This window comes from Citrobacter freundii complex sp. CFNIH9 (assembly GCF_002903305.1).
In the GTDB taxonomy this organism is placed as follows: domain Bacteria; phylum Pseudomonadota; class Gammaproteobacteria; order Enterobacterales; family Enterobacteriaceae; genus Citrobacter; species Citrobacter portucalensis.
The window spans coordinates 4,256,520-4,282,142 of record NZ_CP026238.1 but is presented as its reverse complement, the minus strand read 5'-3'; the positions used below and the strand labels follow the sequence as shown (position 1 = coordinate 4,282,142).

22 protein-coding genes and 2 pseudogenes are annotated in these 25,623 nt (G+C 53.2%); 19 read left to right on the top strand and 5 right to left on the bottom strand.

The genetic code is table 11. From position 1 onward, the window contains the following. Positions 1–24: 24 nt before the first annotated feature. The 5 genes from leuD to leuL all read right to left on the bottom strand — a co-directional run bounded on the left by leuD (position 25) and on the right by leuL (position 4,883). Positions 25–630, bottom strand: a complete 606-nt coding sequence (leuD, locus tag C2U43_RS21710) for a 3-isopropylmalate dehydratase small subunit (protein WP_003829572.1) — start codon at positions 628–630, stop codon at positions 25–27. Positions 631–640: 10 nt separating this feature from the next. Further along, the gene (gene leuC, locus C2U43_RS21705; RefSeq protein ID WP_032942358.1) at positions 641–2,041 is read right to left on the bottom strand and encodes a 3-isopropylmalate dehydratase large subunit; all 1,401 of its coding nucleotides are present in this window, start codon (positions 2,039–2,041) and stop codon (positions 641–643) included. A 2-nt stretch (positions 2,042–2,043) separates the two neighbouring features. After that, a complete protein-coding gene (gene leuB / locus C2U43_RS21700) occupies positions 2,044–3,135 on the bottom strand; it encodes a 3-isopropylmalate dehydrogenase (RefSeq protein WP_003829570.1) in 1,092 nt (363 codons plus the stop codon). Then, positions 3,135–4,706 (bottom strand): 2-isopropylmalate synthase, encoded by a 1,572-nt coding sequence (gene leuA / locus C2U43_RS21695; RefSeq protein WP_103285769.1) that lies wholly within the window; start codon positions 4,704–4,706, stop codon positions 3,135–3,137. The genes leuB and leuA overlap by 1 nt, the downstream gene beginning before the upstream one ends. Before the next feature lie 90 nt (positions 4,707–4,796). Beyond that, a complete protein-coding gene (gene leuL / locus C2U43_RS21690) occupies positions 4,797–4,883 on the bottom strand; it encodes a leu operon leader peptide (RefSeq protein ID WP_048998978.1) in 87 nt (28 codons plus the stop codon). A gap of 654 nt (positions 4,884–5,537) precedes the next feature. Between leuL and leuO (C2U43_RS21685) the strand changes: the two are divergent. The 19 genes and pseudogenes from leuO (C2U43_RS21685) to C2U43_RS21590 all read left to right on the top strand — a co-directional run. Then, a pseudogene (gene leuO, locus C2U43_RS21685) lies at positions 5,538–5,681 on the top strand (transcriptional regulator LeuO); the annotation flags it as partial. 66 nt (positions 5,682–5,747) lie between these two features. Then, positions 5,748–6,728, top strand: coding sequence for an IS5-like element ISKpn26 family transposase (locus tag C2U43_RS21680; RefSeq protein WP_000019450.1), 981 nt, complete (start codon positions 5,748–5,750; stop codon positions 6,726–6,728). Further along, complete coding sequence (locus C2U43_RS30130; RefSeq protein ID WP_327003711.1) at positions 6,710–6,904, top strand: hypothetical protein; 195 nt, start codon at positions 6,710–6,712, stop codon at positions 6,902–6,904. Before C2U43_RS21680 ends, C2U43_RS30130 begins: the two co-directional genes overlap by 19 nt. Next, positions 6,867–7,685, top strand: a pseudogene (gene leuO, locus C2U43_RS21670) (transcriptional regulator LeuO); the annotation flags it as partial. The gene C2U43_RS30130 and the pseudogene leuO (C2U43_RS21670), both read left to right, overlap by 38 nt. Before the next feature lie 318 nt (positions 7,686–8,003). Next, positions 8,004–9,728 carry an acetolactate synthase 3 large subunit gene (ilvI, locus tag C2U43_RS21665; RefSeq protein WP_020996230.1) on the top strand — a complete coding sequence of 575 codons (1,725 nt, stop codon included), beginning with the start codon at positions 8,004–8,006 and terminating at the stop codon, positions 9,726–9,728. 2 nt (positions 9,729–9,730) lie between these two features. Further along, positions 9,731–10,222, top strand: a complete 492-nt coding sequence (gene ilvN / locus C2U43_RS21660) for an acetolactate synthase small subunit (RefSeq protein ID WP_003829566.1) — start codon at positions 9,731–9,733, stop codon at positions 10,220–10,222. A gap of 265 nt (positions 10,223–10,487) precedes the next feature. After that, the gene (cra, locus tag C2U43_RS21655; protein WP_003018794.1) at positions 10,488–11,492 is read left to right on the top strand and encodes a catabolite repressor/activator; all 1,005 of its coding nucleotides are present in this window, start codon (positions 10,488–10,490) and stop codon (positions 11,490–11,492) included. Positions 11,493–12,105: 613 nt separating this feature from the next. After that, positions 12,106–12,564 carry a division/cell wall cluster transcriptional repressor MraZ gene (mraZ, locus tag C2U43_RS21645; protein WP_003018792.1) on the top strand — a complete coding sequence of 153 codons (459 nt, stop codon included), beginning with the start codon at positions 12,106–12,108 and terminating at the stop codon, positions 12,562–12,564. Between the two features lies 1 nt (position 12,565). Next, positions 12,566–13,507: a 16S rRNA (cytosine(1402)-N(4))-methyltransferase RsmH gene (rsmH, locus tag C2U43_RS21640; protein WP_003018789.1), complete on the top strand. Its 942-nt coding sequence runs from the start codon at positions 12,566–12,568 to the stop codon at positions 13,505–13,507. Further along, positions 13,504–13,869, top strand: coding sequence for a cell division protein FtsL (gene ftsL, locus C2U43_RS21635; RefSeq protein WP_000625651.1), 366 nt, complete (start codon positions 13,504–13,506; stop codon positions 13,867–13,869). Before rsmH ends, ftsL begins: the two co-directional genes overlap by 4 nt. A gap of 15 nt (positions 13,870–13,884) precedes the next feature. Then, positions 13,885–15,651, top strand: a complete 1,767-nt coding sequence (gene ftsI / locus C2U43_RS21630) for a peptidoglycan glycosyltransferase FtsI (RefSeq protein ID WP_003829538.1) — start codon at positions 13,885–13,887, stop codon at positions 15,649–15,651. Continuing rightward, entirely contained in the window at positions 15,638–17,125 is a 1,488-nt protein-coding gene (gene murE / locus C2U43_RS21625) for a UDP-N-acetylmuramoyl-L-alanyl-D-glutamate--2,6-diaminopimelate ligase (protein WP_008786196.1), read from the top strand. The genes ftsI and murE overlap by 14 nt, the downstream gene beginning before the upstream one ends. Continuing rightward, positions 17,122–18,480, top strand: a complete 1,359-nt coding sequence (gene murF / locus C2U43_RS21620; protein WP_103285768.1) for a UDP-N-acetylmuramoyl-tripeptide--D-alanyl-D-alanine ligase — start codon at positions 17,122–17,124, stop codon at positions 18,478–18,480. Before murE ends, murF begins: the two co-directional genes overlap by 4 nt. After that, the gene (gene mraY, locus C2U43_RS21615) at positions 18,474–19,556 is read left to right on the top strand and encodes a phospho-N-acetylmuramoyl-pentapeptide-transferase (RefSeq protein WP_003018774.1); all 1,083 of its coding nucleotides are present in this window, start codon (positions 18,474–18,476) and stop codon (positions 19,554–19,556) included. Before murF ends, mraY begins: the two co-directional genes overlap by 7 nt. Positions 19,557–19,558: 2 nt before the next feature. Beyond that, a complete protein-coding gene (gene murD / locus C2U43_RS21610; RefSeq protein WP_008786197.1) occupies positions 19,559–20,875 on the top strand; it encodes a UDP-N-acetylmuramoyl-L-alanine--D-glutamate ligase in 1,317 nt (438 codons plus the stop codon). Then, positions 20,875–22,119: a cell division protein FtsW gene (gene ftsW / locus C2U43_RS21605; RefSeq protein WP_103285767.1), complete on the top strand. Its 1,245-nt coding sequence runs from the start codon at positions 20,875–20,877 to the stop codon at positions 22,117–22,119. The genes murD and ftsW overlap by 1 nt, the downstream gene beginning before the upstream one ends. Continuing rightward, complete coding sequence (gene murG / locus C2U43_RS21600; RefSeq protein WP_048236140.1) at positions 22,116–23,183, top strand: undecaprenyldiphospho-muramoylpentapeptide beta-N-acetylglucosaminyltransferase; 1,068 nt, start codon at positions 22,116–22,118, stop codon at positions 23,181–23,183. The genes ftsW and murG overlap by 4 nt, the downstream gene beginning before the upstream one ends. 51 nt (positions 23,184–23,234) lie before the next feature. Beyond that, positions 23,235–24,710, top strand: a complete 1,476-nt coding sequence (gene murC / locus C2U43_RS21595) for a UDP-N-acetylmuramate--L-alanine ligase (RefSeq protein WP_003018763.1) — start codon at positions 23,235–23,237, stop codon at positions 24,708–24,710. Then, positions 24,703–25,623, top strand: a complete 921-nt coding sequence (locus tag C2U43_RS21590) for a D-alanine--D-alanine ligase (protein ID WP_103285766.1) — start codon at positions 24,703–24,705, stop codon at positions 25,621–25,623. The genes murC and C2U43_RS21590 overlap by 8 nt, the downstream gene beginning before the upstream one ends.

The following is a 25,623-nucleotide window of genomic DNA, read 5'->3' as shown; positions in this document are numbered from 1 at the left end:
CCGTGTGGTGACCAGCGGAAGAGATTACTGCATAAACGCTGGCTGCTTGTCTTCGTACTCGGTGATGGCCGCTTCATGCTGCAGCGTCAGCCCGATGCTGTCCAGACCGTTCAGCATGCAGTGGCGGCGGAAGTCGTCGATTTTAAAGCTGTAGGACTTATCGCCTGCTTTCACCACCTGCGCTTCCAGATCCACTTCAAATTTAATGCCCGGATTGGCTTTCACCAGCGCGAACATTTCATCAACCTGCGCGTCGCTCAGGGTCACCGGCAACAGTTGGTTATTGAAACTGTTGCCGTAGAAGATGTCGGCGAAGCTTGGTGCGATCACCACTTTAAAGCCGTAATCGGTCAGTGCCCACGGCGCATGTTCGCGTGAAGAGCCGCAGCCAAAGTTTTCCCGTGCGAGCAGAATTGATGCCCCTTTATATTCCGGGAAGTTTAAAACGAACTCAGGATTCGGCTGTTGGCCCTTTTCGTCCAGGAAACGCCAGTCGTTAAACAGATGGGCGCCAAAACCGGTGCGCGTAACCTTCTGCAAAAACTGTTTAGGGATAATTGCGTCGGTATCAACGTTGGCGGCATCCAGTGGGACAACCAGGCCGGTATGCTGGGTAAATTTCTCTGCCATGGTAGTTTCCTTATTTGATGCTGCGAATGTCGGCAAAATGACCGGTAACGGCGGCAGCGGCGGCCATGGCCGGACTGACTAAATGCGTGCGACCACCGCGGCCCTGACGGCCTTCAAAATTACGGTTGCTGGTGGATGCGCAGCGTTCGCCTGGGTTCAGGCGGTCATTGTTCATCGCCAGGCACATGGAACAGCCCGGTAAACGCCATTCAAAACCGGCTTCGATAAAGATCTTATCCAGACCTTCTGCTTCCGCCTGCGCTTTCACCGGACCAGAGCCCGGCACCACCAGTGCCTGCACGCCCGGCGCAACTTTGCGCCCTTTGGCGATTTCTGCCGCGGCGCGTAAATCTTCAATACGCGAGTTGGTGCAGGAACCGATGAACACTTTATCGATAGCCACTTCCGTTAACGGAATACCCGGTTTCAGCCCCATATACGCCAGCGCTTTTTCAGCTGATGCACGCTCAACGGGATCGGCAAATGACGCCGGGTCGGGAATATTATCGTTCACCGAGATGACCTGACCCGGGTTTGTTCCCCAGGTGACCTGCGGAGCGATCTCTTCTGCCTGCAGGGTAACGACGGTATCAAACGTCGCGTTGTCGTCGGTTTTCAGGGTTTTCCAGTATGTAACCGCGTGGTCAAAATCCTCGCCCTTCGGTGCGTGTAAACGACCCTGAACATAGTTAAAGGTCGTTTCATCCGGTGCGACCAGACCCGCTTTGGCGCCCATTTCAATGGCCATGTTGCACAGGGTCATCCGGCCTTCCATGCTCAATGCACGGATGGCTTCGCCACAAAACTCAACGACGTGTCCGGTACCGCCTGCGCTACCGGTTTTACCGATAATCGCCAGCACGATATCTTTGGCGGTAATGCCAGCGGCTGCTTTACCGTTGACTTCAATCTTCATGGTTTTGGCGCGCCCCTGTTTCAGGGTCTGCGTCGCCAGAACGTGTTCAACTTCAGAGGTGCCAATACCAAACGCCAGCGCGCCGAACGCGCCGTGTGTAGCGGTGTGGGAATCGCCACAGACGATGGTCATACCCGGCAACGTCACGCCTTGTTCTGGCCCCATCACGTGAACGATACCCTGATAAGGATGGTTCAGGTCGTACAGCTCGACGCCAAATTCGTTACAGTTCTTAATCAGCTCCTGCATCTGGATGCGGGCCATCTCACCCGACGCGTTGATGTCTTTGGTCTGGGTAGAGACGTTGTGATCCATGGTGGCAAAGGTTTTACCCGGCTGGCGCACCTGACGGCCATGTGCGCGCAGACCATCAAACGCCTGCGGAGAGGTCACTTCATGCACCAGATGTCTGTCGATGTACAACAGCGGGGTTTCGTTTTGCGCCTCAAAAACGACGTGCGCATCAAACAATTTTTCGTATAACGTTTTGGCCATGATTACACCCCTTCTGCGACGTAACGGGCAATGATGTCGCCCATTTCATCGGTACTGACTGCGGCAGCGCCACGGGCTAAGTCACCGGTGCGAATGCCTTCTTCTAATGCGCGGTTGATGGCGCTCTCAATTGCGGTTGCTGCATCATTGGCATCCAGGCTGTAGCGCAGCAGCAGCGCCAGCGACAGGATCTGGGCGATAGGGTTGGCAATGTTTTTCCCGGCGATGTCCGGAGCGGAGCCGCCAGCAGGCTCGTACAAACCGAAGCCCTGCTCATTCAGGCTGGCGGACGGTAACATGCCCATTGAACCGGTGATCATGGCGCACTCATCAGACAGAATGTCACCGAACAGGTTAGAGCACAGCAACACGTCGAACTGGGATGGATCTTTAATTAATTGCATAGTCGCGTTGTCGATGTACATATGCGCCAGTTCAACGTCCGGGTATTCATTAGCAATTTCATTGACAATTTCGCGCCACAGAATAGACGTTTGCAGTACGTTAGCTTTATCAATCGACGTAACTTTACGGCGACGTTTGCGAGCGGATTCAAACGCGATACGCGCAATACGTTCGATCTCGAAACGGTGATAAACCTCGGTATCAAAGGCTTTTTCATGTTGTCCGCTGCCTTCGCGGCCTTTTGGTTGACCGAAGTAAATCCCGCCAGTCAGTTCGCGTACGCACAGGATGTCGAAACCGTTCGCGGCAATATCTGCGCGCAGAGGGCAAAACGCTTCCAGCCCCTGGTAGAGCTTAGCCGGGCGCAGGTTGCTGAATAATTTGAAGTGCTTACGCAATGGCAGCAGTGCGCCACGCTCTGGCTGCTGGTTTGGCGGCAGGTTTTCCCATTTCGGGCCGCCAACGGAGCCAAACAGAATGGCGTCAGCTTGTTCACAGCCTTCAACTGTTGCAGGTGGCAGCGGCTGACCGTGGTTATCGATCGCGGCACCACCCACGTCGTAGTGGCTGGTGGTAATGCGCATGTTAAAACGGTTACGGATTGCGTCCAGTACCTTCAGGGCTTGCGCCATCACTTCCGGGCCAATACCGTCACCCGGCAAAACAGCAATATGATAATTCTTCGACATCACACGATTTCCTTGTTGTTCTCGTTGTTCTGAGCTTTGCGTTGCAATTCTTTTTCGACTTCTTCGGCGCGCCAGATGTTGTTCAGCACATGCACCATCGCTTTAGCAGAAGATTCGACGATATCTGTCGCCAGACCGACGCCGTGGAAACGACGACCGTTATAGTTGGCAACGATATCCACCTGACCCAGCGCATCTTTACCGTGCCCTTTGGCGGTCAGGCTGTATTTCACCAGTTCGATGTTGTACTCAGTTACACGGTTGATGGCCTGATAAATAGCATCGACCGGACCGTTACCGTTCGCCGCTTCGGCTTTAACTTCTTCACCGCAGGCCAGCTTGACGGAGGCGGTGGCGATGTCATTGGAGCCGGACTGCACGCTGAAGTAATCCAGACGGAAATGCTCCGGTTCTTCCTGCTGTTTATTAATGAAGGCCAGCGCTTCCAGGTCGTAATCAAATACCTGACCTTTTTTGTCCGCCAGTTTCAGGAATGCGTCGTACAGGTTGTCCAGGCTATATTCATTTTCTTTATATCCCATCTCGTCCATACGGTGTTTCACCGCGGCGCGTCCGGAACGGGAGGTCAGGTTCAGCTGTACCTGGTTCAGACCAATGGATTCAGGCGTCATGATTTCGTAGTTTTCACGGTTTTTCAGTACGCCGTCCTGATGGATGCCGGAGGAGTGGGCAAAGGCGCCGCTACCTACAATGGCTTTGTTTGCCGGAATAGGCATGTTGCAGATTTGGCTGACTAACTGGCTGGTACGCCAGATCTCCTGGTGATTGATGCGGGTCTGTACATTCAGGATATCTTTACGCACCTTGATCGCCATGATCACTTCTTCCAGTGAGCAGTTACCGGCGCGTTCGCCGATACCGTTCATCGCGCCTTCCACCTGACGCGCTCCGGCGTGAACGGCTGCCAGCGCGTTGCCGACGCCCAAACCTAAATCATCATGGGTGTGTACGGAGATGATGGCTTTATCGATATTTGGTACGCGTTCATACAGGCCAGAAATGATTGCCCCAAATTCGAAAGGCATGGTGTAACCGACGGTATCGGGGATGTTAATGGTTTTGGCACCTGCGTTAATAGCAGCTTCAACAACGCGAGCCAGATCGGCGATAGGGGTACGGCCTGCATCTTCGCAGGAGAACTCCACGTCATCGGTATAATTACGCGCACGCTTAACCATGTAGACCGCGCGCTCAATGACCTCATCCAGCGTACTGCGTAATTTCGTCGCAATGTGCATCGGCGAGGTGGCGATAAACGTATGAATACGGAAAGCTTCAGCAACTTTCAGCGATTCTGCGGCAACATCGATATCTTTTTCTACGCAGCGTGCTAAGGCGCAAACGCGGCTGTTTTTAACCTGACGAGCAATGGTCTGCACTGACTCAAAGTCGCCCGGTGAAGAAACGGGGAAACCCACTTCCATCACGTCCACGCCCATACGCTCAAGGGCCAGCGCAATCTGCAGTTTTTCTTTCACACTCAGGCTTGCCTGTAACGCTTGTTCACCATCGCGTAAGGTGGTATCGAAAATAATGACTTGCTGGCTCATGGTTTAGGTCCTTGGTTTCTTAGGGCGCCTTGCTTCGAGCATAAAAAAACCCGCGCAACGGCGCGGGTTTTTGTCTTAACTGGAGCTGACTTAATGCTGAATGTCGTCCACCAGTCTACCGCGCAATGAAGATGCGTTTAGTAGTAGTAGACCGTTAAAACGAGCAATGTAAGTCATCAATTAAGCTCCAGGCGAATGCGATATGCTTTTAGTGGTACTGGATATGAAGACTGATGTCAACCCTCACTCCTGCAAATGCCTTACTTGAGGGGAGAAGTTTCTGCAAAACTTAAGCGAATTGTGCTGAATTTTTCGGAGTACATAAAATTAATCAGTTGATGGTTGTACATACTTTTCATGGTTTGACATATTTGAGCATAATTATTTGCATTTATTGTAACGGCGAACTGAAGAAAAGGTCGCCCTTAGGATTTCATATCTTTATGATTTATCTGTTTTTATAGTAATCATGAATGGCTATGGGCAGTGTAACACCACATAATTGATAAATTAATGTTAACTTTTAATGTATTAATAATATAAACATTTAATTAAAACTTAAATACGTATTCACGATACGTATGATTGTATATTCGCCATGCTTATGGTTATATTGTTTTTGAAATTTAAACATATGAATCACCGTGCAGTGACACCTGCCACACTGCGCTCGCATTGGTCTTTTGTTCATTTAGGTTTGTACCTTTATGTTTTCCTAATTTTAATGTTTTTTCTTTTTCTCATCTTATATGTATGGTAAATCATATTAACGGAGATTATTTCTTCACTCCGTCTGGGAAAAGGGAGTTTAGAGTGACAGTGGAGTTAAATATGCCAGAAGTAAAAATAATAGATAAAACAAATATTATAGATATGGGGAAGCCACAGCTTCGCATGGTTGATCTTAATTTATTAACCGTCTTTGATGCGGTGATGCAAGAACAAAATATTACCCGTGCCGCGCATACTTTAGGGAAGGTGCGAACAAGTTCCTGATATGAGATCATCATATTCATCCGGAGCGCATCCCAGAGGGACATCATGAGCCATCAACTCACCTTCGCCGATAGTGAATTCAGCACTAAGCGCCGTCAGACCCGAAAAGAGATTTTCCTCTCCCGCATGGAGCAGATTCTGCCATGGCAGAATATGACCGCTGTCATCGAGCCGTTTTATCCCAAGGCGGGCAATGGCCGACGGCCCTATCCGCTGGAGACCATGCTGCGTATTCACTGCATGCAGCATTGGTACAACCTGAGCGACGGTGCCATGGAAGATGCCCTGTACGAAATCGCCTCCATGCGCCTGTTTGCCCGATTATCCCTGGATAGCGCCCTGCCGGATCGCACCACCATCATGAATTTCCGCCACCTGCTCGAGCAGCATCAACTGGCCCGTCAATTGTTCAAGACCATCAATCGCTGGCTGGCCGAAGCAGGCGTCATGATGACCCAAGGCACTTTGGTGGATGCCACCATCATTGAGGCACCCAGCTCTACCAAGAACAAAGAGCAGCAACGCGATCCGGAGATGCATCAGACCAAGAAAGGCAATCAGTGGCACTTTGGCATGAAGGCCCACATTGGTGTCGATGCCAAGAGTGGCCTGACCCACAGCCTAGTCACCACCGCGGCCAACGAGCATGACCTCAATCAGCTGGGTAATCTGCTTCATGGAGAGGAGCAATTTGTCTCAGCCGATGCCGGCTACCAAGGAGCGCCACAGCGCGAGGAGCTGGCCGAGGTGGATGTGGACTGGCTGATCGCCGAGCGTCCCGGCAGGGTAAAAACCTTGAAGCAGCATCCGCGCAAGAACAAAACGGCCATCAACATCGAATACATGAAAGCCAGCATCCGTGCCAGGGTGGAGCACCCGTTTCGCATCATCAAGCGGCAGTTCGGCTTCGTGAAAGCCAGATACAAAGGGCTGCTGAAAAACGATAACCAACTGGCGATGTTATTCACCCTGGCCAACCTGTTTCGGGTGGACCAAATGATACGTCAGTGGGAGAGATCTCAGTAAAAACCGGAAATAACGCCAGAAATGGTGGAAAAAATAGCCTAAATAGGCTGATTCGATGTGTTTGCGGGAAAAAAATCGGCCCAGATCCGCGAAATTTTAATCAGCGAGTCAGCTTGGGAAGAAATGACCTGCTTATTCGCACCTTCCTTAGGAATGTCGCAACCTGCTGTCAGTAATGCGGTCGCGCGCCTGAAAGTGATGTTTAATGATGAGCTTTTTGTTCGTTATGGACGCGGTATCCAGCCGACAGCAAGAGCTTTCCAGCTATTTGGTTCTGTTCGCCAGGCATTGCAATTAGTGCAAAATGAACTGCCTGGATCGGGTTTTGAGCCAGCCAGCAGCGAGCGCGTATTCAATCTTTGCGTATGCAGCCCATTGGATAATATTCTGACGTCGTTGATTTATAATCGGGTTGAGCAAGTTGCACCAAACATTCATGTCGTATTTAAATCTTCACTCAATCAAAATACAGAGCATCAATTACGTTACCAGGAAACAGAATTCGTTATTAGCTATGAAGAATTCCGTCGTCCTGAATTTACCAGTATTCCGTTATTCAATGACGAAATGGTGTTAGTCGCAAGTAAAAAGCATCCGCGCATTAGTGGTCCGTTATTGGAAAGCGATGTCTATAATGAACAGCATGCGGTGGTGTCACTTGATCGCTTCGCATCATTCAGCCAACCATGGTATGACACACCGGATAAACAATCCTGCGTAGCTTATCAGGGCATGGCATTAATTAGCGTTCTTAATATTGTGTCGCAAACGCATTTGGTCTCTATTGCGCCGCGTTGGTTAGCAGAAGAATTTGCCGATTCTTTAGAACTACAGATCTTACCTTTACCGTTAAAATTGAACAGCCGCACATGCTATCTTTCCTGGCATGAAGCCGCGGGCCGGGATAAAGGACATCAATGGATGGAAGAGCTGTTAGTCTCCGTTTGTAAGCAGTAGCACTTGGCAGAGTAAACCGGACAATACATCCTGTTTATTCTGCTTTTGTCTTTATAACTGAAATTTTATGCTGAACTCTATTTTTTACGTCTGTCCAAAAGTGTCAAAAAATAGAGTAATTGCTGTAAGTTCCCATTTTTAAGCGATTATTTATCATACTGATTGCTTATGCTGGTTTAATTCTCCGTTTATTCGCGTCTTTCCTCCTTTTTATTCTTATTTACTCCAGTGACACCCCTTCGGAGTCAATTGCCATGCGTCATCGTCAGCGGTTAATGTGTTGTTAAACCGTAATTCATTATAAGAGTGAGGCAAGCCATGGAGATGTTGTCTGGAGCCGAGATGGTCGTCCGATCGCTCATCGATCAGGGTGTGAAGCAGGTATTCGGTTATCCCGGGGGGGCCGTCCTCGATATTTATGATGCGCTGCATACGGTCGGCGGTATTGATCATGTGCTGGTCCGCCATGAACAAGCGGCGGTACATATGGCTGATGGCCTTGCGCGTGCCACGGGAGAAGTGGGGGTCGTATTAGTTACCTCCGGACCGGGGGCGACCAACGCGATTACCGGAATCGCAACGGCTTACATGGATTCCATTCCGCTGGTGATCCTCTCCGGACAGGTCGCAACGTCGCTGATTGGCTACGATGCCTTCCAGGAGTGCGACATGGTAGGTATATCCCGCCCGGTGGTAAAACACAGCTTCCTGGTCAAACAAACGGAAGATATCCCACAGGTGCTGAAAAAAGCCTTCTGGCTGGCAGCAAGCGGTCGCCCAGGGCCAGTGGTGGTGGATTTGCCGAAGGATATTCTGAATCCGGCGAAGAAACTGCCTTATAGCTGGCCGGACTCGGTGAGTATGCGCTCGTATAATCCGACGACGACGGGGCACAAAGGACAGATCAAACGGGCGCTACAGACGCTGGTCGCGGCGAAGAAACCGGTTGTCTATGTGGGCGGTGGCGCGGTCAATGCTGCTTGCCATGAGCAGTTAGCTCAGATTGCTGAAGCGCTGAATCTGCCGGTTGTCTCCTCGCTAATGGGGTTGGGCGCGTTTCCTGCCACGCATCGTCAGGCGCTGGGCATGTTAGGGATGCACGGTACATACGAAGCGAATATGACCATGCATCATTCCGATGTGATCTTTGCTGTCGGCGTTCGCTTTGACGATCGAACGACAAATAACCTGGCAAAATATTGTCCGAATGCGACCGTGCTGCATATCGACATCGATCCGACCTCTATTTCTAAAACCGTTACTGCGGATATTCCGATTGTGGGTGATGCCCGTCTGGTGCTGGATCAAATGCTCGAACTGCTGGAGCAAGAGAAATCACAGCAGCCACTGGATGATAACCGTGACTGGTGGCAACAGATTGAGCACTGGCGCGCCCGTCAGTGTCTGAAATACGACACGCAAAGCGAAAGCATTAAGCCGCAGGCGGTGATTGAAACCATCTGGCGTCTGACGAAAGGGGAAGCGTATGTGACCTCTGACGTTGGCCAGCATCAGATGTTTGCCGCACTTTATTATCCGTTCGATAAACCGCGTCGCTGGATTAACTCAGGCGGCCTCGGCACGATGGGATTCGGTTTACCTGCGGCGTTAGGGGTGAAAATGGCGTTGCCGGATGAAACGGTAGTGTGCGTCACCGGGGATGGCAGCATTCAGATGAACATCCAGGAGCTGTCGACGGCGCTGCAGTATGAACTGCCGGTGCTGGTGCTCAACCTTAACAACCGTTATCTCGGCATGGTCAAACAATGGCAGGACATGATCTACTCCGGGCGTCACTCCCAGTCTTACATGCAGTCGCTGCCCGATTTTGTGCGCCTTGCTGAGGCTTATGGGCATATCGGTATCCAGATTAATCATCCAGATGAACTGGAGAGCAAGCTGGGTGAAGCGCTGGAGCATGTGCGTAACCATCGTCTGGTGTTTGTCGACGTCACCGTCGACGGCAGTGAGCATGTCTACCCGATGCAGATTCGTGGGGGCGGGATGGATGAAATGTGGCTAAGCAAAACGGAGAGGACCTGATTATGCGCCGGATATTATCAGTATTGCTGGAAAATGAATCGGGTGCATTGTCGCGGGTGATTGGCCTCTTCGCCCAGCGTGGATACAACATTGAAAGCCTGACCGTCGCGCCGACCGACGACCCCACCTTATCGCGGATGACGATTCAGACGGTAGGGGATGAGAAAGTCCTTGAGCAGATCGAAAAGCAGCTCCACAAACTGGTGGATGTTCTGCGCGTTAGCGAGCTGGGGCAGGGTGCCCATGTTGAACGAGAAATCATGCTGGTGAAAATCCAGGCCAGCGGTTATGGCCGGGAGGAGGTGAAACGCAACACGGAGATTTTCCGCGGGCAAATCATCGACGTGACGCCGTCTATCTACACCGTACAACTGGCGGGCACCAGCGACAAGCTGGATGCGTTTCTGGCAACTCTACGTGAAGTCGCCAAAATTGTGGAAGTTGCTCGTTCCGGTGTGGTGGGACTCTCCCGTGGCGATAAAATTATGCGCTAATCGTCAACCGTAGGCCTGGTAAGCAAAGCGCTATCAGGCCTCATCGTGGAGGTCATGCCGGATAGCGGCGTAAACGCCTTATCCTACCTGCTGGTAACGAACCCGCTTTCGCTGATGCTTCTGGTTGCACTTTTTTTTTGCGAAATCAGCAGTAACCAGAGACAAAAGCGGTTGCCGCAGTCATTATTCTGCGCTTAGATGTTAAGAAGTTTAACCCATGCCATCTAAAAGGTTATGGTTTGTACATTTTACGCAAGGGGCAATTGTGAAACTGGATGAAATCGCTCGGTTGGCCGGCGTTTCGCGAACGACTGCAAGCTACGTTATTAATGGCAAAGCAAAGCAATATCGCGTAAGCGACAAAACGGTTGAAAAAGTCATGGCGGTGGTGCGTGAGCATAATTACCACCCGAATGCCGTGGCGGCCGGGCTGCGTGCTGGACGCACACGTTCTATCGGGCTGGTGATCCCGGATCTTGAGAACACAAGCTATACCCGGATCGCAAACTATCTGGAACGCCAGGCGCGTCAGCGTGGGTATCAGCTGTTGATTGCCTGCTCTGAAGATCAGCCGGATAACGAAATGCGCTGTATTGAGCATCTTTTACAGCGCCAGGTCGATGCCATTATTGTGTCGACTTCTTTGCCGCCTGAGCATCCGTTCTACCAACGCTGGGCAAACAGTTCATTCCCGATTGTGGCGCTGGACCGTGCACTGGATCGCGAACATTTTACCAGCGTTGTGGGTGCGGATCAGGATGATGCGGAAATGCTGGCAGAGGAGTTACGCAAATTCCCTGCTGAAACCGTCCTCTATCTGGGCGCGCTTCCTGAATTATCCGTCAGTTTCCTGCGCGAGCAGGGTTTTCGTACCGCGTGGAAGGACGATCCGCGTGAAGTCCATTTCCTGTACGCCAACAGCTATGAGCGGGAAGCGGCTGCGCAGCTGTTTGATAAATGGCTGGAAACGCACCCAATGCCTCAGGCGTTGTTTACCACGTCGTTTGCCCTGTTGCAGGGCGTGATGGATGTGACCCTGCGTCGTGATGGGCAACTGCCGTCTGATTTAGCGATTGCGACTTTTGGCGATCACGAACTGCTCGACTTCCTGCAGTGCCCGGTACTGGCAGTGGCACAGCGCCATCGCGATGTCGCAGAACGCGTGCTGGAGATTGTACTGGCAAGTCTGGACGAACCGCGTAAACCAAAACCAGGTTTAACGCGTATACGGCGTAATCTGTACCGTCGCGGTATTCTCAGCCGTAACTAAGTTTCCTCAATTGATGACGTCGGCGGGATAAGCCTCTGACGTCTTCAATTTTTCTATTCTCAGAAATAACCGCATTATATTTAAGAATATTCTTTAGAATTATCTGAAATTCATTCTTGAAATACCCCGAATTAAAAATGCAACTATCCATTTTTGGGTTATTGATACGTAACGACGCGTTACGCTTGTATTATTTTGTTACATGCATGTATGGATTTGCCGAATTAACAAACACTTTGCTCTCGTATTGCGGCCATCTGGTGCTTACCTCGGCTCTGCGCGGCGTACAGACCGATTAACTGGTACTGTTAACTCGCTGCATATTGTCCTAAAATGCCGCTCGCGTCGCAAACTGACACTTTATATTTTCTTTGGATGATATTCAGTTGTTTTAAACAATGATGAGTTGTTGGATTTTTTTCTTACAAATATTCATGACGTTAATTTGCTTCGTTTGCTGTACGGAATTTGTTCAACGCTGATATTAGCCGTAAACAATGGGTTTTTTGCTCCGCTAAGCGCCGCGACTTGCTTGACAAGGTTTTCCTCCGCTCCGTAAACTCCTTTAAGTGGGAATTTGTGGGATAAAGTGGTAATTGGGGGTGAGACTGGCATGTTCCGGGGAGCAACGTTAGTTAATCTCGACAGTAAAGGGCGCTTATCCGTGCCTACCCGTTATCGGGATCAACTGCTTGAGAGCGCTACCGGTCAAATGGTTTGCACCATTGACATCCATCACCCGTGCCTGCTGCTGTACCCCCTGCCTGAATGGGAAATAATCGAGCAGAAGCTATCGCGTCTGTCGAGCATGAATCCAGTTGAGCGCCGCGTACAGCGCTTATTGTTGGGTCATGCCAGCGAATGTCAGATGGATAACGCTGGTCGATTACTGATAGCACCCATTCTGCGGCAACACGCAGGGCTAACGAAAGAAGTGATGCTGGTTGGGCAGTTCAATAAGTTTGAGCTGTGGGATGAAACGACCTGGTATCAACAGGTCAAGGAAGATATCGACGCTGAGCAGTCTGTTACTGGCGCGTTGTCGGAACGATTGCAGGATTTGTCTCTATAAAATGACGGAAAATTATAAACATACAACGGTGTTGCTGGATGAAGCCGTAAACGGCCTGAATATTCGTCCAGACGGCATCTACATTGACGGGACATTTGGTCGCGGTGGTCACTCACGTCTGATCCTCTCCCAGCTTGGCGAAGAGGGACGTTTACTGGCAATCGATCGCGATCCGCAGGCTATTGCTGTTGCAAAAACGATTACCGATCCCCGTTTCTCCATCGTACATGGACCTTTCTCTGCGCTGGCTGACTATGTCGCCGAGCGTGGACTGACCGGTAAGATCGACGGGATTCTTCTCGATCTCGGCGTTTCTTCACCGCAGCTCGATGATGCAGAGCGCGGTTTCTCGTTTATGCGTGACGGTCCGTTAGATATGCGTATGGACCCAACACGCGGTCAGTCAGCGGCCGAATGGCTGCAAACCGCCGATGAAGCAGACATTGCCTGGGTGATTAAAACCTTTGGCGAAGAGCGCTTCGGCAAACGCATTGCGCGCGCCATCGTGGAGCGCAACCGCATCGAACCGATGACCCGCACCAAAGAGCTGGCGGAAGTTATTGCAGCGGCAATGCCGGTGAAGGACAAATTCAAACATCCCGCGACCCGTACCTTCCAGGCGGTGCGCATTTGGGTGAACAGTGAACTGGAGGAGATAGAGCAGGCGCTAAAAAGCTCGCTCAGCGTGCTGGCTCCAGGTGGTCGCCTTTCGATCATCAGTTTCCATTCGCTTGAAGACCGCATTGTGAAACGCTTTATGCGTGAACAAAGCCGTGGTCCTCAGGTACCGGCTGGAATACCGATGACCGAAGCGCAGATCAAAAAGCTGGGCGGCCGTGAGTTAAGAGCACTAGGCAAGATGATGCCGGGTGAAGAAGAGGTAGCTGAGAATCCTCGTGCCCGTAGTTCAGTTCTGCGTATTGCAGAGAGGACGAACGCATGATCAGCAGAGTGACAGAAGCCCTCAGCAAAGTTAAAGGATCGATAGGAAGCAACGAGCGCCATGCCTTGCCTGGCGTGATCGGTGACGATCTTTTGCGGTTTGGGAAGCTGCCACTCTGCCTGTTCATTTGCATTATTTTGACGGCGGTTACCGTCGTGACAACAGCACACCATACGCGGTTACTGACTGCGCAGCGTGAGCAGCTGGTTCTGGAGCGAGATGCGCTGGATATCGAATGGCGCAACTTGATCCTTGAGGAGAACGCGCTCGGCGACCATAGCCGTGTTGAACGGATCGCAACGGAAAAGCTGCAAATGCAGCATGTCGATCCCTCACAAGAAAATATCGTAGTACAAAAATAAGGATAAACGCGACGCATGAAAGCAGCGGCAAAAACGCACAAACCAAAACGCCAGGAAGAACAAGCCAACTTTATCAGTTGGCGTTTTGCGTTACTGTGCGGCTGTATTTTGCTGGCACTGGGTTTTCTGCTGGGGCGCGTTGCCTGGCTGCAAATCATCGCGCCGGACATGCTGGTGCGTCAGGGTGATATGCGCTCTCTACGCGTCCAGGAAGTGTCTACATCACGCGGAATGATTACCGACCGCTCTGGTCGCCCGCTGGCGGTGAGCGTTCCGGTTAAAGCGATATGGGCCGACCCGAAAGAAGTACATGATGCAGGCGGCGTGAGCGTTGGCGAACGCTGGAGAGCGCTGTCAACCGCGCTGAATCTCCCGCTCGATCAACTGGCTTCCCGCATTAACGCCAACCCGAAAGGGCGCTTCATCTATCTGGCGCGTCAGGTAAACCCTGACATGGCCGACTACATCAAGAAACTGAAGCTGCCAGGTATCCACCTACGCGAAGAATCCCGCCGTTACTATCCTTCCGGAGAAGTGACTGCTCACCTCATCGGCTTTACTAACGTCGACAGCCAGGGGATTGAAGGCGTAGAGAAGAGCTTCGACAAGTGGCTCACCGGACAACCGGGCGAACGTATTGTACGTAAAGACCGTTATGGCCGCGTCATTGAAGATATCTCCTCTACCGACAGCCAGGCGGCGCATAACCTCGCGTTGAGCATTGATGAGCGTTTACAGGCACTGGTCTACCGTGAACTGAATAACGCCGTGGCGTTCAACAAGGCGGAGTCAGGCAGTGCGGTACTGGTGGATGTAAACACCGGTGAAGTGCTGGCCATGGCCAACAGTCCGTCCTACAACCCGAACAATCTCACCGGTACGCCAAAAGACGCGATGCGTAACCGTACCATCACCGACGTGTTTGAACCGGGTTCTACCGTTAAACCGATGGTGGTGATGACCGCGCTGCAGCGTGGCGTGGTACGCGAAAATACCGTCCTTAACACTATCCCTTACCGAATTAATGGTCACGAAATCAAAGACGTGGCGCGTTATAGCGAATTAACCCTCACCGGGGTTTTGCAGAAGTCGAGTAACGTCGGTGTTTCCAAGCTGGCGTTAGCGATGCCGTCCTCAGCGTTAGTAGATACTTACTCACGTTTTGGGCTGGGAAAAGCGACCAATTTGGGGTTGGTCGGAGAACGCAGTGGCTTATATCCTCAAAAACAACGGTGGTCTGACATAGAGAGGGCCACCTTCTCTTTCGGCTACGGGCTAATGGTAACGCCGTTACAGTTAGCGCGAGTCTATGCAACGATCGGCAGCTACGGCGTTTATCGTCCACTGTCGATTACCAAAGTAGACCCTCCTGTTCCGGGTGAGCGTATCTTCCCGGAAGATACCGTGCGTACCGTCGTGCATATGATGGAAAGCGTGGCGCTGCCGGGCGGCGGCGGCGTGAAGGCGGCGATTAAAGGCTATCGCATCGCTATTAAAACCGGGACAGCGAAAAAAGTAGGGCCGGATGGCCGCTACATCAACAAATACATTGCTTATACCGCAGGCGTTGCGCCTGCGAGTCAGCCGCGCTTCGCGCTGGTTGTTGTTATCAACGATCCGCAGGCGGGTAAATACTACGGTGGCGCCGTTTCCGCGCCGGTCTTTGGTGCCATCATGGGCGGCGTACTGCGCACCATGAACATCGAGCCGGATGCGCTGACAACGGGCGATAAAAATGAATTTGTGAATAATCAAGGCGAGGCAACAGGTGGCAGATCGTAATTTGCGCGACCTTCTTGCTCCATGGGTGCCGGGTGCACCGGAGCGAGCACTGCGGGAGATGACGCTTGACAGCCGTGTGGCTGCATCAGGCGATCTCTTTGTCGCAGTATTGGGTCATCAGGCGGACGGGCGTCGGTATATCCCGCAGGCGATAGCGCAAGGTGTGGCTGCCATTATTGCAGAAGCAAAAGATGAAGCTACTGATGGTGAAATCCGTGAAATGCATGGCGTTCCGGTCATCTATCTCAGTCAGCTTAACGAACGTTTATCTGCACTGGCGGGCCGTTTTTACCACGAGCCTTCTGAGAAAATGCGTCTGGTCGGCGTAACCGGGACTAACGGTAAAACCACCACCACCCAATTGCTGGCCCAGTGGAGCCAACTGCTTGGCGAAACCAGCGCGGTAATGGGAACAGTAGGTAATGGCCTGCTGGGCAAAGTGATCCCGACGGAAAATACCACCGGTTCAGCCGTTGATGTCCAGCATGTGCTGGCGGGGCTGGCTGCGCAGGGCGCAACGGTTGGCGCGATGGAAGTCTCTTCACACGGCCTGGTTCAGCATCGCGTGGCGGCGCTGAAGTTTGCCGCATCAGTATTTACTAACTTAAGCCGTGACCATCTCGACTACCACGGCGACATGGAACATTACGAAGCCGCGAAATGGCTGCTGTATTCCACGCACCATTGCGGCCAGGCCATCGTCAATGCGGATGATGAGGTCGGCCGTCGCTGGCTGGCGAAACTCCCGGATGCGGTTGCCGTTTCGATGGAAGACCACATCAACCCGAACTGTCATGGTCGTTGGTTAAAAGCGGTTGACGTGAAGTATCACGACAGCGGGGCAACGATTCGTTTTACCTCCTCATGGGGCGACGGCGAAATTGAAAGCCGCCTGATGGGGGCGTTTAACGTCAGCAATCTTTTGCTGGCGCTGGCAACGCTGTTGGCACTGGGCTATCCGTTAGCTGATTTACTGAAAACGGCGACACAATTGCAGCCGGTTTGCGGGCGTATGGAAGTGTTCAGCGCGCCGGGTAAAACCACCGTGGTGGTTGATTACGCCCATACGCCAGATGCGCTGGAAAAAGCACTGCAGGCGGCACGTCTGCACTGTACTGGCAAACTGTGGTGCGTCTTTGGCTGCGGCGGCGATCGCGATAAAGGCAAACGTCCGTTGATGGGCGCAATCGCTGAGCAGTTTGCAGATGTTGTCGTGGTGACTGATGACAACCCGCGTACCGAAGAGCCGCGCGCCATTATTAACGACATTCTGGCGGGTATGCTGGATGCCGGACAGGCGAAGGTGATGGAAGGGCGCGCAGAAGCCGTGACAAACGCCATTATGCAGGCGAAAGAAAACGACGTGGTGCTGGTGGCCGGGAAAGGTCACGAAGATTACCAGATCGTCGGCTCGCAGCGTCTCGACTATTCTGACCGCGTGACCGCAGCGCGTCTGCTGGGGGTTATCGCATGATTAGCGTAACGCTCAGCCAACTGGCGGAGATCCTCCGTGGCGAACTGAAAGGGGCCGATCTGACCCTTGATGCCGTAACAACCGATACGCGTAAAGTGACGCCGGGCTGCCTGTTTGTGGCGCTGAAAGGCGAACGCTTTGATGCCCATGATTTTGCAGACAAAGCGCAAGAGAGCGGGGCGGGTGCGCTGCTGGTCAGCCGCCCGTTGGACACCAACCTGCCGCAGCTGATTGTTAAAGATACGCGTTTGGCGTTTGGTGAACTGGCGGCGTGGGTTCGCGCTCAGGTTCCGGCGCGCGTTGTCGCGCTGACCGGCTCATCCGGTAAAACGTCCGTCAAAGAGATGACGGCTGCCATTCTGAGCCAGTGTGGTAACACCCTATATACAGCGGGCAATCTGAATAACGACATCGGCGTACCGATGACGCTGCTGCGCTTAAATAACGATTACGACTATGCCGTGATTGAGCTCGGCGCCAACCATCAGGGCGAAATCGCCTGGACCGTCGGCCTGACGCGTCCGGAAGCGGCGCTGGTGAACAATCTGGCCGCCGCGCACCTGGAAGGTTTCGGATCTCTGGCGGGCGTTGCGAAGGCAAAAGGTGAGATTTTTACCGGCCTGTCTGAGAATGGTATCGCCATTATGAATGCCGACAACAACGACTGGTTGAACTGGCAAAGCATCATCGGCGAACGCAAAGTCTGGCGCTTCTCCCCGAATGCGGCCAACAGCGACTTTTCTGCTACCAACGTTCATGTGACCTCGCATGGCACAGAATTTTCTCTGCAAACGCCGACCGGAAGCATTGATGTCCTGCTGCCGTTGCCGGGTCGCCACAATATCGCTAACGCCCTTGCGGCGGCGGCGCTTTCTATGGCGGTAGGCGCGACGCACGAGGCGATCAAAGCGGGTTTGAAGGATCTGCAAGCGGTACCGGGACGTCTGTTCCCGATTCAACTCGCAGAAAATCAGCTGCTGCTGGACGACTCCTATAACGCGAACGTCGGTTCGATGACCGCAGCGGTGCAGGTGCTGTCTGAAATGCCGGGCTATCGCGTACTGGTCGTTGGCGATATGGCAGAGCTTGGCGCAGAAAGTGAAGCATGCCATGTACAGGTAGGTGTTGCTGCGAAAGCAGCAGGTATCGACCGTGTACTGAGTACAGGAAAACTGAGTAAGGCAATTAGCGACGCCAGCGGCGTTGGCGAACATTTTGCGGATAAAAGCGCGCTGGCCGCGCATCTTAAAGCATTGATTGCAGAACATCAGGTCATGACGATTTTAGTGAAGGGTTCACGTAGTGCCGCCATGGAAGAGGTAGTACGCGCATTACAGGAGAATGGGACATGTTAGTTTGGCTGGCCGAACATTTGGTCAAATATTATTCCGGCTTTAACGTCTTTTCCTATCTGACGTTTCGCGCCATCGTCAGCCTGCTGACCGCGCTGTTCATCTCTTTGTGGATGGGCCCGCGCATGATTGCCCGCTTGCAAAAAATGTCCTTTGGACAGGTCGTACGTAACGACGGTCCTGAATCGCACTTCAGTAAACGCGGTACGCCAACCATGGGCGGGATCATGATCCTCACCGCGATTGTTATCTCCGTTCTGTTGTGGGCATATCCGTCGAACCCGTACGTATGGTGCGTGCTGGTGGTATTGATTGGCTACGGCATTATCGGTTTTGTCGATGACTACCGCAAAGTGGTGCGCAAGGATACCAAGGGGTTGATTGCCCGCTGGAAGTACTTCTGGATGTCGGTGATTGCGCTGGGTGTAGCCTTTGCGCTGTACCTCGCCGGTAAAGATACCCCGGCTACCGAGCTGGTGGTGCCGTTCTTTAAAGATGTCATGCCGCAATTGGGGCTGTTCTACGTGTTGCTGGCGTACTTCGTGATTGTGGGCACTGGCAACGCGGTAAACCTCACCGATGGCCTGGATGGTCTGGCGATTATGCCGACCGTGTTCGTGGCCGCAGGTTTTGCTCTGGTGGCATGGGCTACAGGTAACATGAACTTTGCCAACTACCTGCACATTCCCTATTTACGCCATGCCGGCGAACTGGTGATCGTCTGTACGGCGATTGTCGGTGCGGGGTTAGGCTTCCTGTGGTTTAACACCTATCCGGCGCAGGTCTTTATGGGCGACGTCGGTTCTCTGGCGCTGGGCGGCGCGCTGGGCATTATTGCCGTGCTGCTGCGTCAGGAATTCCTGCTGGTAATTATGGGCGGCGTATTTGTTGTGGAAACGCTGTCGGTCATTCTGCAGGTTGGCTCCTTTAAGCTGCGCGGACAGCGCATCTTCCGTATGGCGCCGATTCACCATCACTATGAACTGAAAGGCTGGCCGGAACCGCGCGTAATTGTGCGCTTCTGGATTATTTCGCTGATGCTGGTGCTGATTGGCCTGGCAACGCTGAAGGTACGTTAATCATGGCTGATTACCAGGGTAAAAAAGTCGTCATTATCGGTCTGGGATTGACCGGGCTGTCTTGCGTGGATTTCTTTCTGGCGCGTGGCGTGACGCCGCGTGTGATGGATACCCGCGCGACGCCACCTGGCCTGGATAAATTGCCGGAAGCGGTTGAGCGTCATGTTGGCAGCCTGAATGATGATTGGCTGCTGGCCGCCGATCTCATCGTCGCCAGCCCTGGTATTGCCCTGGCGCATCCTTCGCTGAGCGCCGCTGCTGATGCAGGGATCGAAATTGTCGGTGACATCGAGCTGTTCTGTCGTGAAGCGCAGGCGCCGATCGTCGCGATCACCGGTTCCAACGGGAAAAGCACCGTCACCACGTTGGTGGGAGAAATGGCGAAAGCGGCTGGTGTGAACGTGGGTGTTGGCGGAAATATCGGCCTGCCCGCGCTGATGCTGCTGGATGACGAACGTGAGCTGTATGTACTGGAGCTGTCGAGCTTCCAACTGGAGACAACCTCCAGCTTACAGGCCGTAGCCGCCACCATTTTGAACGTCACCGAAGATCATATGGACAGGTATCCGTTTGGCTTGCAGCAGTACCGTGCGGCCAAACTGCGCGTCTATGAGAATGCGAAAGTGTGTGTGGTTAATGCCGATGATGCGCTGACCATGCCGATTCGCGGGGCGGATGAGCGCTGCGTGAGCTTTGGCATCAACATGGGTGACTATCATCTCAATCGTCAGCAGGGTGAAACCTGGCTGCGGGTGAAGGGTGAAAAAGTCCTGAACGTGAAAGAGATGACGCTTACCGGCCAGCATAACTATACCAACGCTCTGGCGGCGCTGGCGCTGGCGGATGCTGCGGGTCTGCCGCGGGCATCCAGCCTGAAAGCGCTGACTACCTTTACCGGTCTGGCGCATCGTTTCCAGTTGGTACTGAATCATAACGGTGTGCGTTGGATCAACGATTCAAAAGCCACCAACGTTGGCAGCACCGAAGCGGCACTGAATGGTCTGCACGTTGACGGTACGCTGCACCTGCTGCTGGGCGGCGATGGGAAATCCGCCGACTTTATGCCGCTGCAACGCTACCTGACTGGCGATAACATTCGTCTGTACTGCTTTGGTCGCGATGGCGCGCAGCTTGCTGCTCTGCGTCCTGAGGTTGCGGAACACACTGAAACCATGGAGCAGGCAATGCGTCTGCTCGCACCGCGTGTGAAGCCGGGTGATATGGTGTTGCTGTCGCCAGCCTGCGCCAGCCTTGACCAGTTCAAGAACTTTGAGCAACGTGGTGACGTCTTTACCCGTTTAGCGAAGGAGTTGGGTTGATGCGCTTCTCTCTCCCTCGTCTGAAAATGCCGCGCGTACCGGGACTGGGTGTCCTGGCGTGGATCTTCGCGGCACTTAAAGGCTGGGTGATGGCTTCGCGTGATAAAGACGCGGACAGCTTGATCATGTATGACCGCATGCTGCTGTGGCTGACTTTTGGTCTGGCAGCGATCGGTTTTGTGATGGTGACATCGGCATCGATGCCCATAGGGCAACGCCTGGCAGGCGATCCCTTCCTGTTCGCTAAACGTGACGCGCTGTATATCTTCCTCGCGTTCTGTCTGGCGATGGTGACGCTGCGTCTGCCGATGGAGTTCTGGCAAAAGTACAGCACGACGATGCTGATCGCCTCGATCATCATGTTGTTGATCGTGCTGGTGGTGGGTAGCTCCGTTAACGGGGCGTCGCGCTGGATCGCGCTGGGGCCGCTGCGTATTCAGCCTGCGGAATTCACCAAGCTGTCGCTGTTCTGTTATCTCGCTAACTACCTGGTGCGTAAAGTCGATGAAGTGCGTAACAACCTGCGCGGCTTCTTAAAACCGATGGGCGTGATTCTGGTGCTGGCAGTCTTACTGCTGGCGCAGCCTGACCTTGGTACGGTGGTGGTGCTGTTTGTCACGACGCTGGCGATGCTGTTTCTCGCTGGTGCGAAACTGTGGCAGTTCATTGCCATTATCGGCATGGGGATTTCGGCGGTGGTGCTGCTGATCCTTGCCGAACCGTATCGTATTCGCCGCGTAACCTCTTTCTGGAACCCATGGGAAGATCCGTTTGGCAGCGGCTATCAGTTAACGCAATCACTGATGGCTTTTGGTCGCGGTGAGGTTTGGGGTCAGGGGTTAGGTAATTCAGTGCAAAAACTGGAGTATTTACCGGAAGCGCACACCGACTTCATCTTTGCCATCATTGGGGAAGAGCTGGGTTATATCGGTGTGGTATTGGCGCTTTTAATGGTATTCTTCGTCGCTTTTCGCGCGATGTCGATCGGTCGCAAAGCACTGGAAATTGACCACCGTTTTTCAGGCTTTCTAGCCTGCTCCATCGGGATTTGGTTTAGCTTCCAGGCCCTGGTAAACGTCGGCGCGGCAGCAGGTATGCTGCCAACAAAAGGTCTGACGTTACCGCTGATCAGTTATGGTGGTTCCAGTTTGTTGATTATGTCGACTGCCATCATGTTTTTGTTACGTATTGATTATGAAACGCGTCTGGAAAAAGCCCAGGCGTTTACACGAGGTGCACGATGAGTGGTCAACCGAAGCGGTTAATGGTGATGGCAGGCGGTACCGGCGGGCATGTGTTCCCGGGGCTGGCGGTCGCGCATCATTTAATGGCCCAGGGCTGGCAGGTTCGTTGGCTGGGCACCGCCGATCGTATGGAAGCGGACTTAGTGCCGAAGCATGGCATTGAAATTGACTTTATTCGCATCTCCGGTTTGCGTGGCAAAGGTGTCAACGCGCTGCTTGCCGCCCCCGTGCGTATTTTTAATGCCTGGCGTCAGGCGCGCGCCATCATGAAGCAGTTTAAGCCTGATGTGGTGCTGGGGATGGGCGGCTACGTGTCCGGCCCTGGCGGTCTGGCTGCCTGGTCATTAGGCGTTCCGGTTGTACTGCATGAGCAGAACGGCATTGCGGGATTAACTAACAAGTGGCTGGCGAAGATTGCAACGAAGGTGATGCAGGCTTTTCCTGGCGCTTTCCCGAATGCGGAAGTGGTGGGTAACCCAGTACGCACCGACGTTCTGGCGCTGCCGTTGCCCGAAGCGCGTCTGGCGGGGCGTGAAGGCCCGGTTCGCGTGCTGGTCGTCGGGGGATCTCAGGGCGCACGCGTATTGAACCAGACGATGCCGCAGGTTGCCGCAAAGCTTGGTGACGCGGTGACTATCTGGCATCAGAGTGGCAAAGGCGCGCAGCAAACCGTTGAACAGGCGTATGCCGACGCGGGACAACCGCAGCACAAGGTCACTGAGTTTATTGATGATATGGCAGCCGCCTACGCGTGGGCGGATGTCGTAGTTTGTCGCTCCGGCGCGCTGACGGTAAGCGAAATTGCCGCTGCGGGTTTACCTGCGCTGTTTGTGCCTTTTCAGCATAAAGACCGACAGCAGTACTGGAATGCGCTGCCGCTGGAGAAAGCGGGCGCCGCCAAAATTCTTGAGCAGCCGCAGTTTACTGTGGATGCCGTCGCTAACACCCTTTCCGGGTGGTCGCGAGAAACCTTATTAACCATGGCAGAACGTGCGCGCGCCGCTTCCATTCCGGATGCTACAGAGCGCGTTGCTAATGAAGTGAGCCGGGCTGCCCGGGCGTAATTGTGGTGATGCCTTTTGCATCGCATGAACTAAGAAGTTAATGGCTAAAGAATGAATACACAACAACTGGCAAAACTGCGTTCCATCGTGCCCGAAATGCGTCGCGTTCGGCACATTCACTTTGTCGGCATCGGTGGTGCTGGTATGGGCGGTATTGCCGAAGTTTTGGCCAACGAAGGTTATCAGATCAGCGGTTCTGACTTAGCGCCGAACCCGGTGACGCAGCAGTTGACGAATCTGGGCGCCACGATTTTCTTCAACCATCGCCCGGAAAACGTGCGCGATGCGAGCGTGGTGGTGGTATCCAGCGCCATTTCTGCGGATAACCCGGAAATTGTTGCGGCGCATGAAGCGCGCATTCCGGTGATCCGTCGTGCTGAAATGCTGGCGGAGTTAATGCGTTTTCGTCACGGTATCGCCATTGCCGGGACGCACGGTAAAACCACGACCACAGCGATGGTCTCCAGTATCTACGCGGAAGCGGGGCTGGATCCGACGTTTGTCAACGGCGGTCTGGTGAAGGCCGCAGGCGTCCATGCGCGTCTGGGTCATAGCCGTTATTTAATTGCGGAGGCGGATGAGAGCGATGCGTCGTTCCTGCATTTGCAGCCGATGGTAGCGATTGTTACCAATATCGAAGCCGATCATATGGATACCTACCATGGCGACTTCGAAAATTTAAAGCAGACGTTTATTAATTTCCTGCATAACTTGCCGTTTTATGGTCGTGCGGTGATGTGCGTTGACGACCCAGTGATCCGCGAGTTGTTGCCGCGAGTTGGTCGTCAAACCACAACCTATGGTTTCAGCGATGATGCTGATGTGCGCGTCGAAGATTACCAGCAGATTGGTCCACAAGGGCACTTCACGCTGCTGCGTCAGGGGATGGCCGATTTACGCGTGACGTTGAACGCACCGGGCCGTCACAATGCGCTGAACGCGGCGGCGGCGGTAGCAGTTGCAACAGAAGAAGGCATTGAAGACGACGCAATTCTGCGCGCGCTGGAAAGTTTCCAGGGCACCGGACGACGTTTTGACTTCCTCGGCGAATTCCCGCTTGAGCCGGTAAACGGTAAAGCCGGGACGGCGATGCTGGTGGATGATTATGGTCATCACCCTACGGAAGTGGATGCCACGATTAAAGCTGCACGCGCGGGCTGGCCGGACAAAAATTTGGTGATGCTGTTCCAGCCGCACCGCTTTACGCGTACTCGCGATCTGTATGACGACTTTGCCAACGTGCTGACTCAGGTCGATGCGCTGTTGATGCTGGATGTGTACGCCGCGGGTGAAGCCGCGATTCCAGGAGCCGACAGTCGCTCGCTGTGCCGTACGATCCGTGGTCGCGGTAAGATCGACCCGATTCTGGTATCCGATCCGGCTCAGGTGGCAGACATGCTGGCGCCGGTATTAACCGGCAACGATCTGATTTTGGTGCAGGGCGCTGGAAATATCGGCAAAATCGCGCGTTCCTTAGCTGAAATCAAACTGAAGCCGCAAAACCCGGAGGAAGAACAACATGGCTGATAAAATCGCGGTCCTGTTAGGGGGAACCTCCGCAGAGCGTGACGTTTCGCTGAATTCCGGCGCGGCCGTACTGGCAGGGTTACGCGAAGGTGGTGTGGATGCTCATCCAATTGACCCAAAAGAGGTTGATGTCACGCTTTTGAAATCGATGGGTTTTCAAAAGGTGTTTATTGCGCTGCACGGTCGTGGTGGTGAAGATGGCACGTTGCAGGGCATGCTGGAGCTGGTTGGTCTGCCGTACACCGGTAGTGGCGTCATGGCTTCTGCGATTTCGATGGACAAACTGCGCAGCAAACTGTTGTGGCAGGGGGCTGGTTTACCGGTCGCGCCTTGGGTCGCATTGACCCGCGCTGAGTTCGAAAAAGGCCTTAATGATGAGGTGGTTACGGAGATTTCTGCGCTAGGTTTGCCGCTGATTGTGAAGCCCAGCCGTGAAGGCTCAAGCGTAGGGATGTCAAAAGTTGAAGAAGAAAATGCTTTGCATGGTGCATTAGCATTGGCTTTTCAGCATGATGAAGAAGTACTGATCGAAAAATGGCTCAGTGGCCCGGAATTTACAGTTGCGATACTTGGTGAAGAAATTTTACCGTCAATACGTATCCAACCCGCGGGAACCTTCTATGATTATGAGGCGAAGTATCTCTCTGATGAGACACAATATTTCTGCCCTGCCGGTCTGGAAGTCGAACAAGAGGCCCGTTTACAGGAATTAGTCCTGAAAGCGTGGACCACATTGGGCTGTAAAGGTTGGGGTCGCATTGACGTCATGCTGGACAGCGATGGCCAGTTTTATCTGCTGGAAGCGAATACCTCTCCGGGTATGACCAGCCACAGTCTGGTGCCGATGGCGGCGCGTCAGGCGGGCCTGAGCTTCTCGCAGTTGGTGGTAAGAATTCTGGAGTTGGCGGACTGA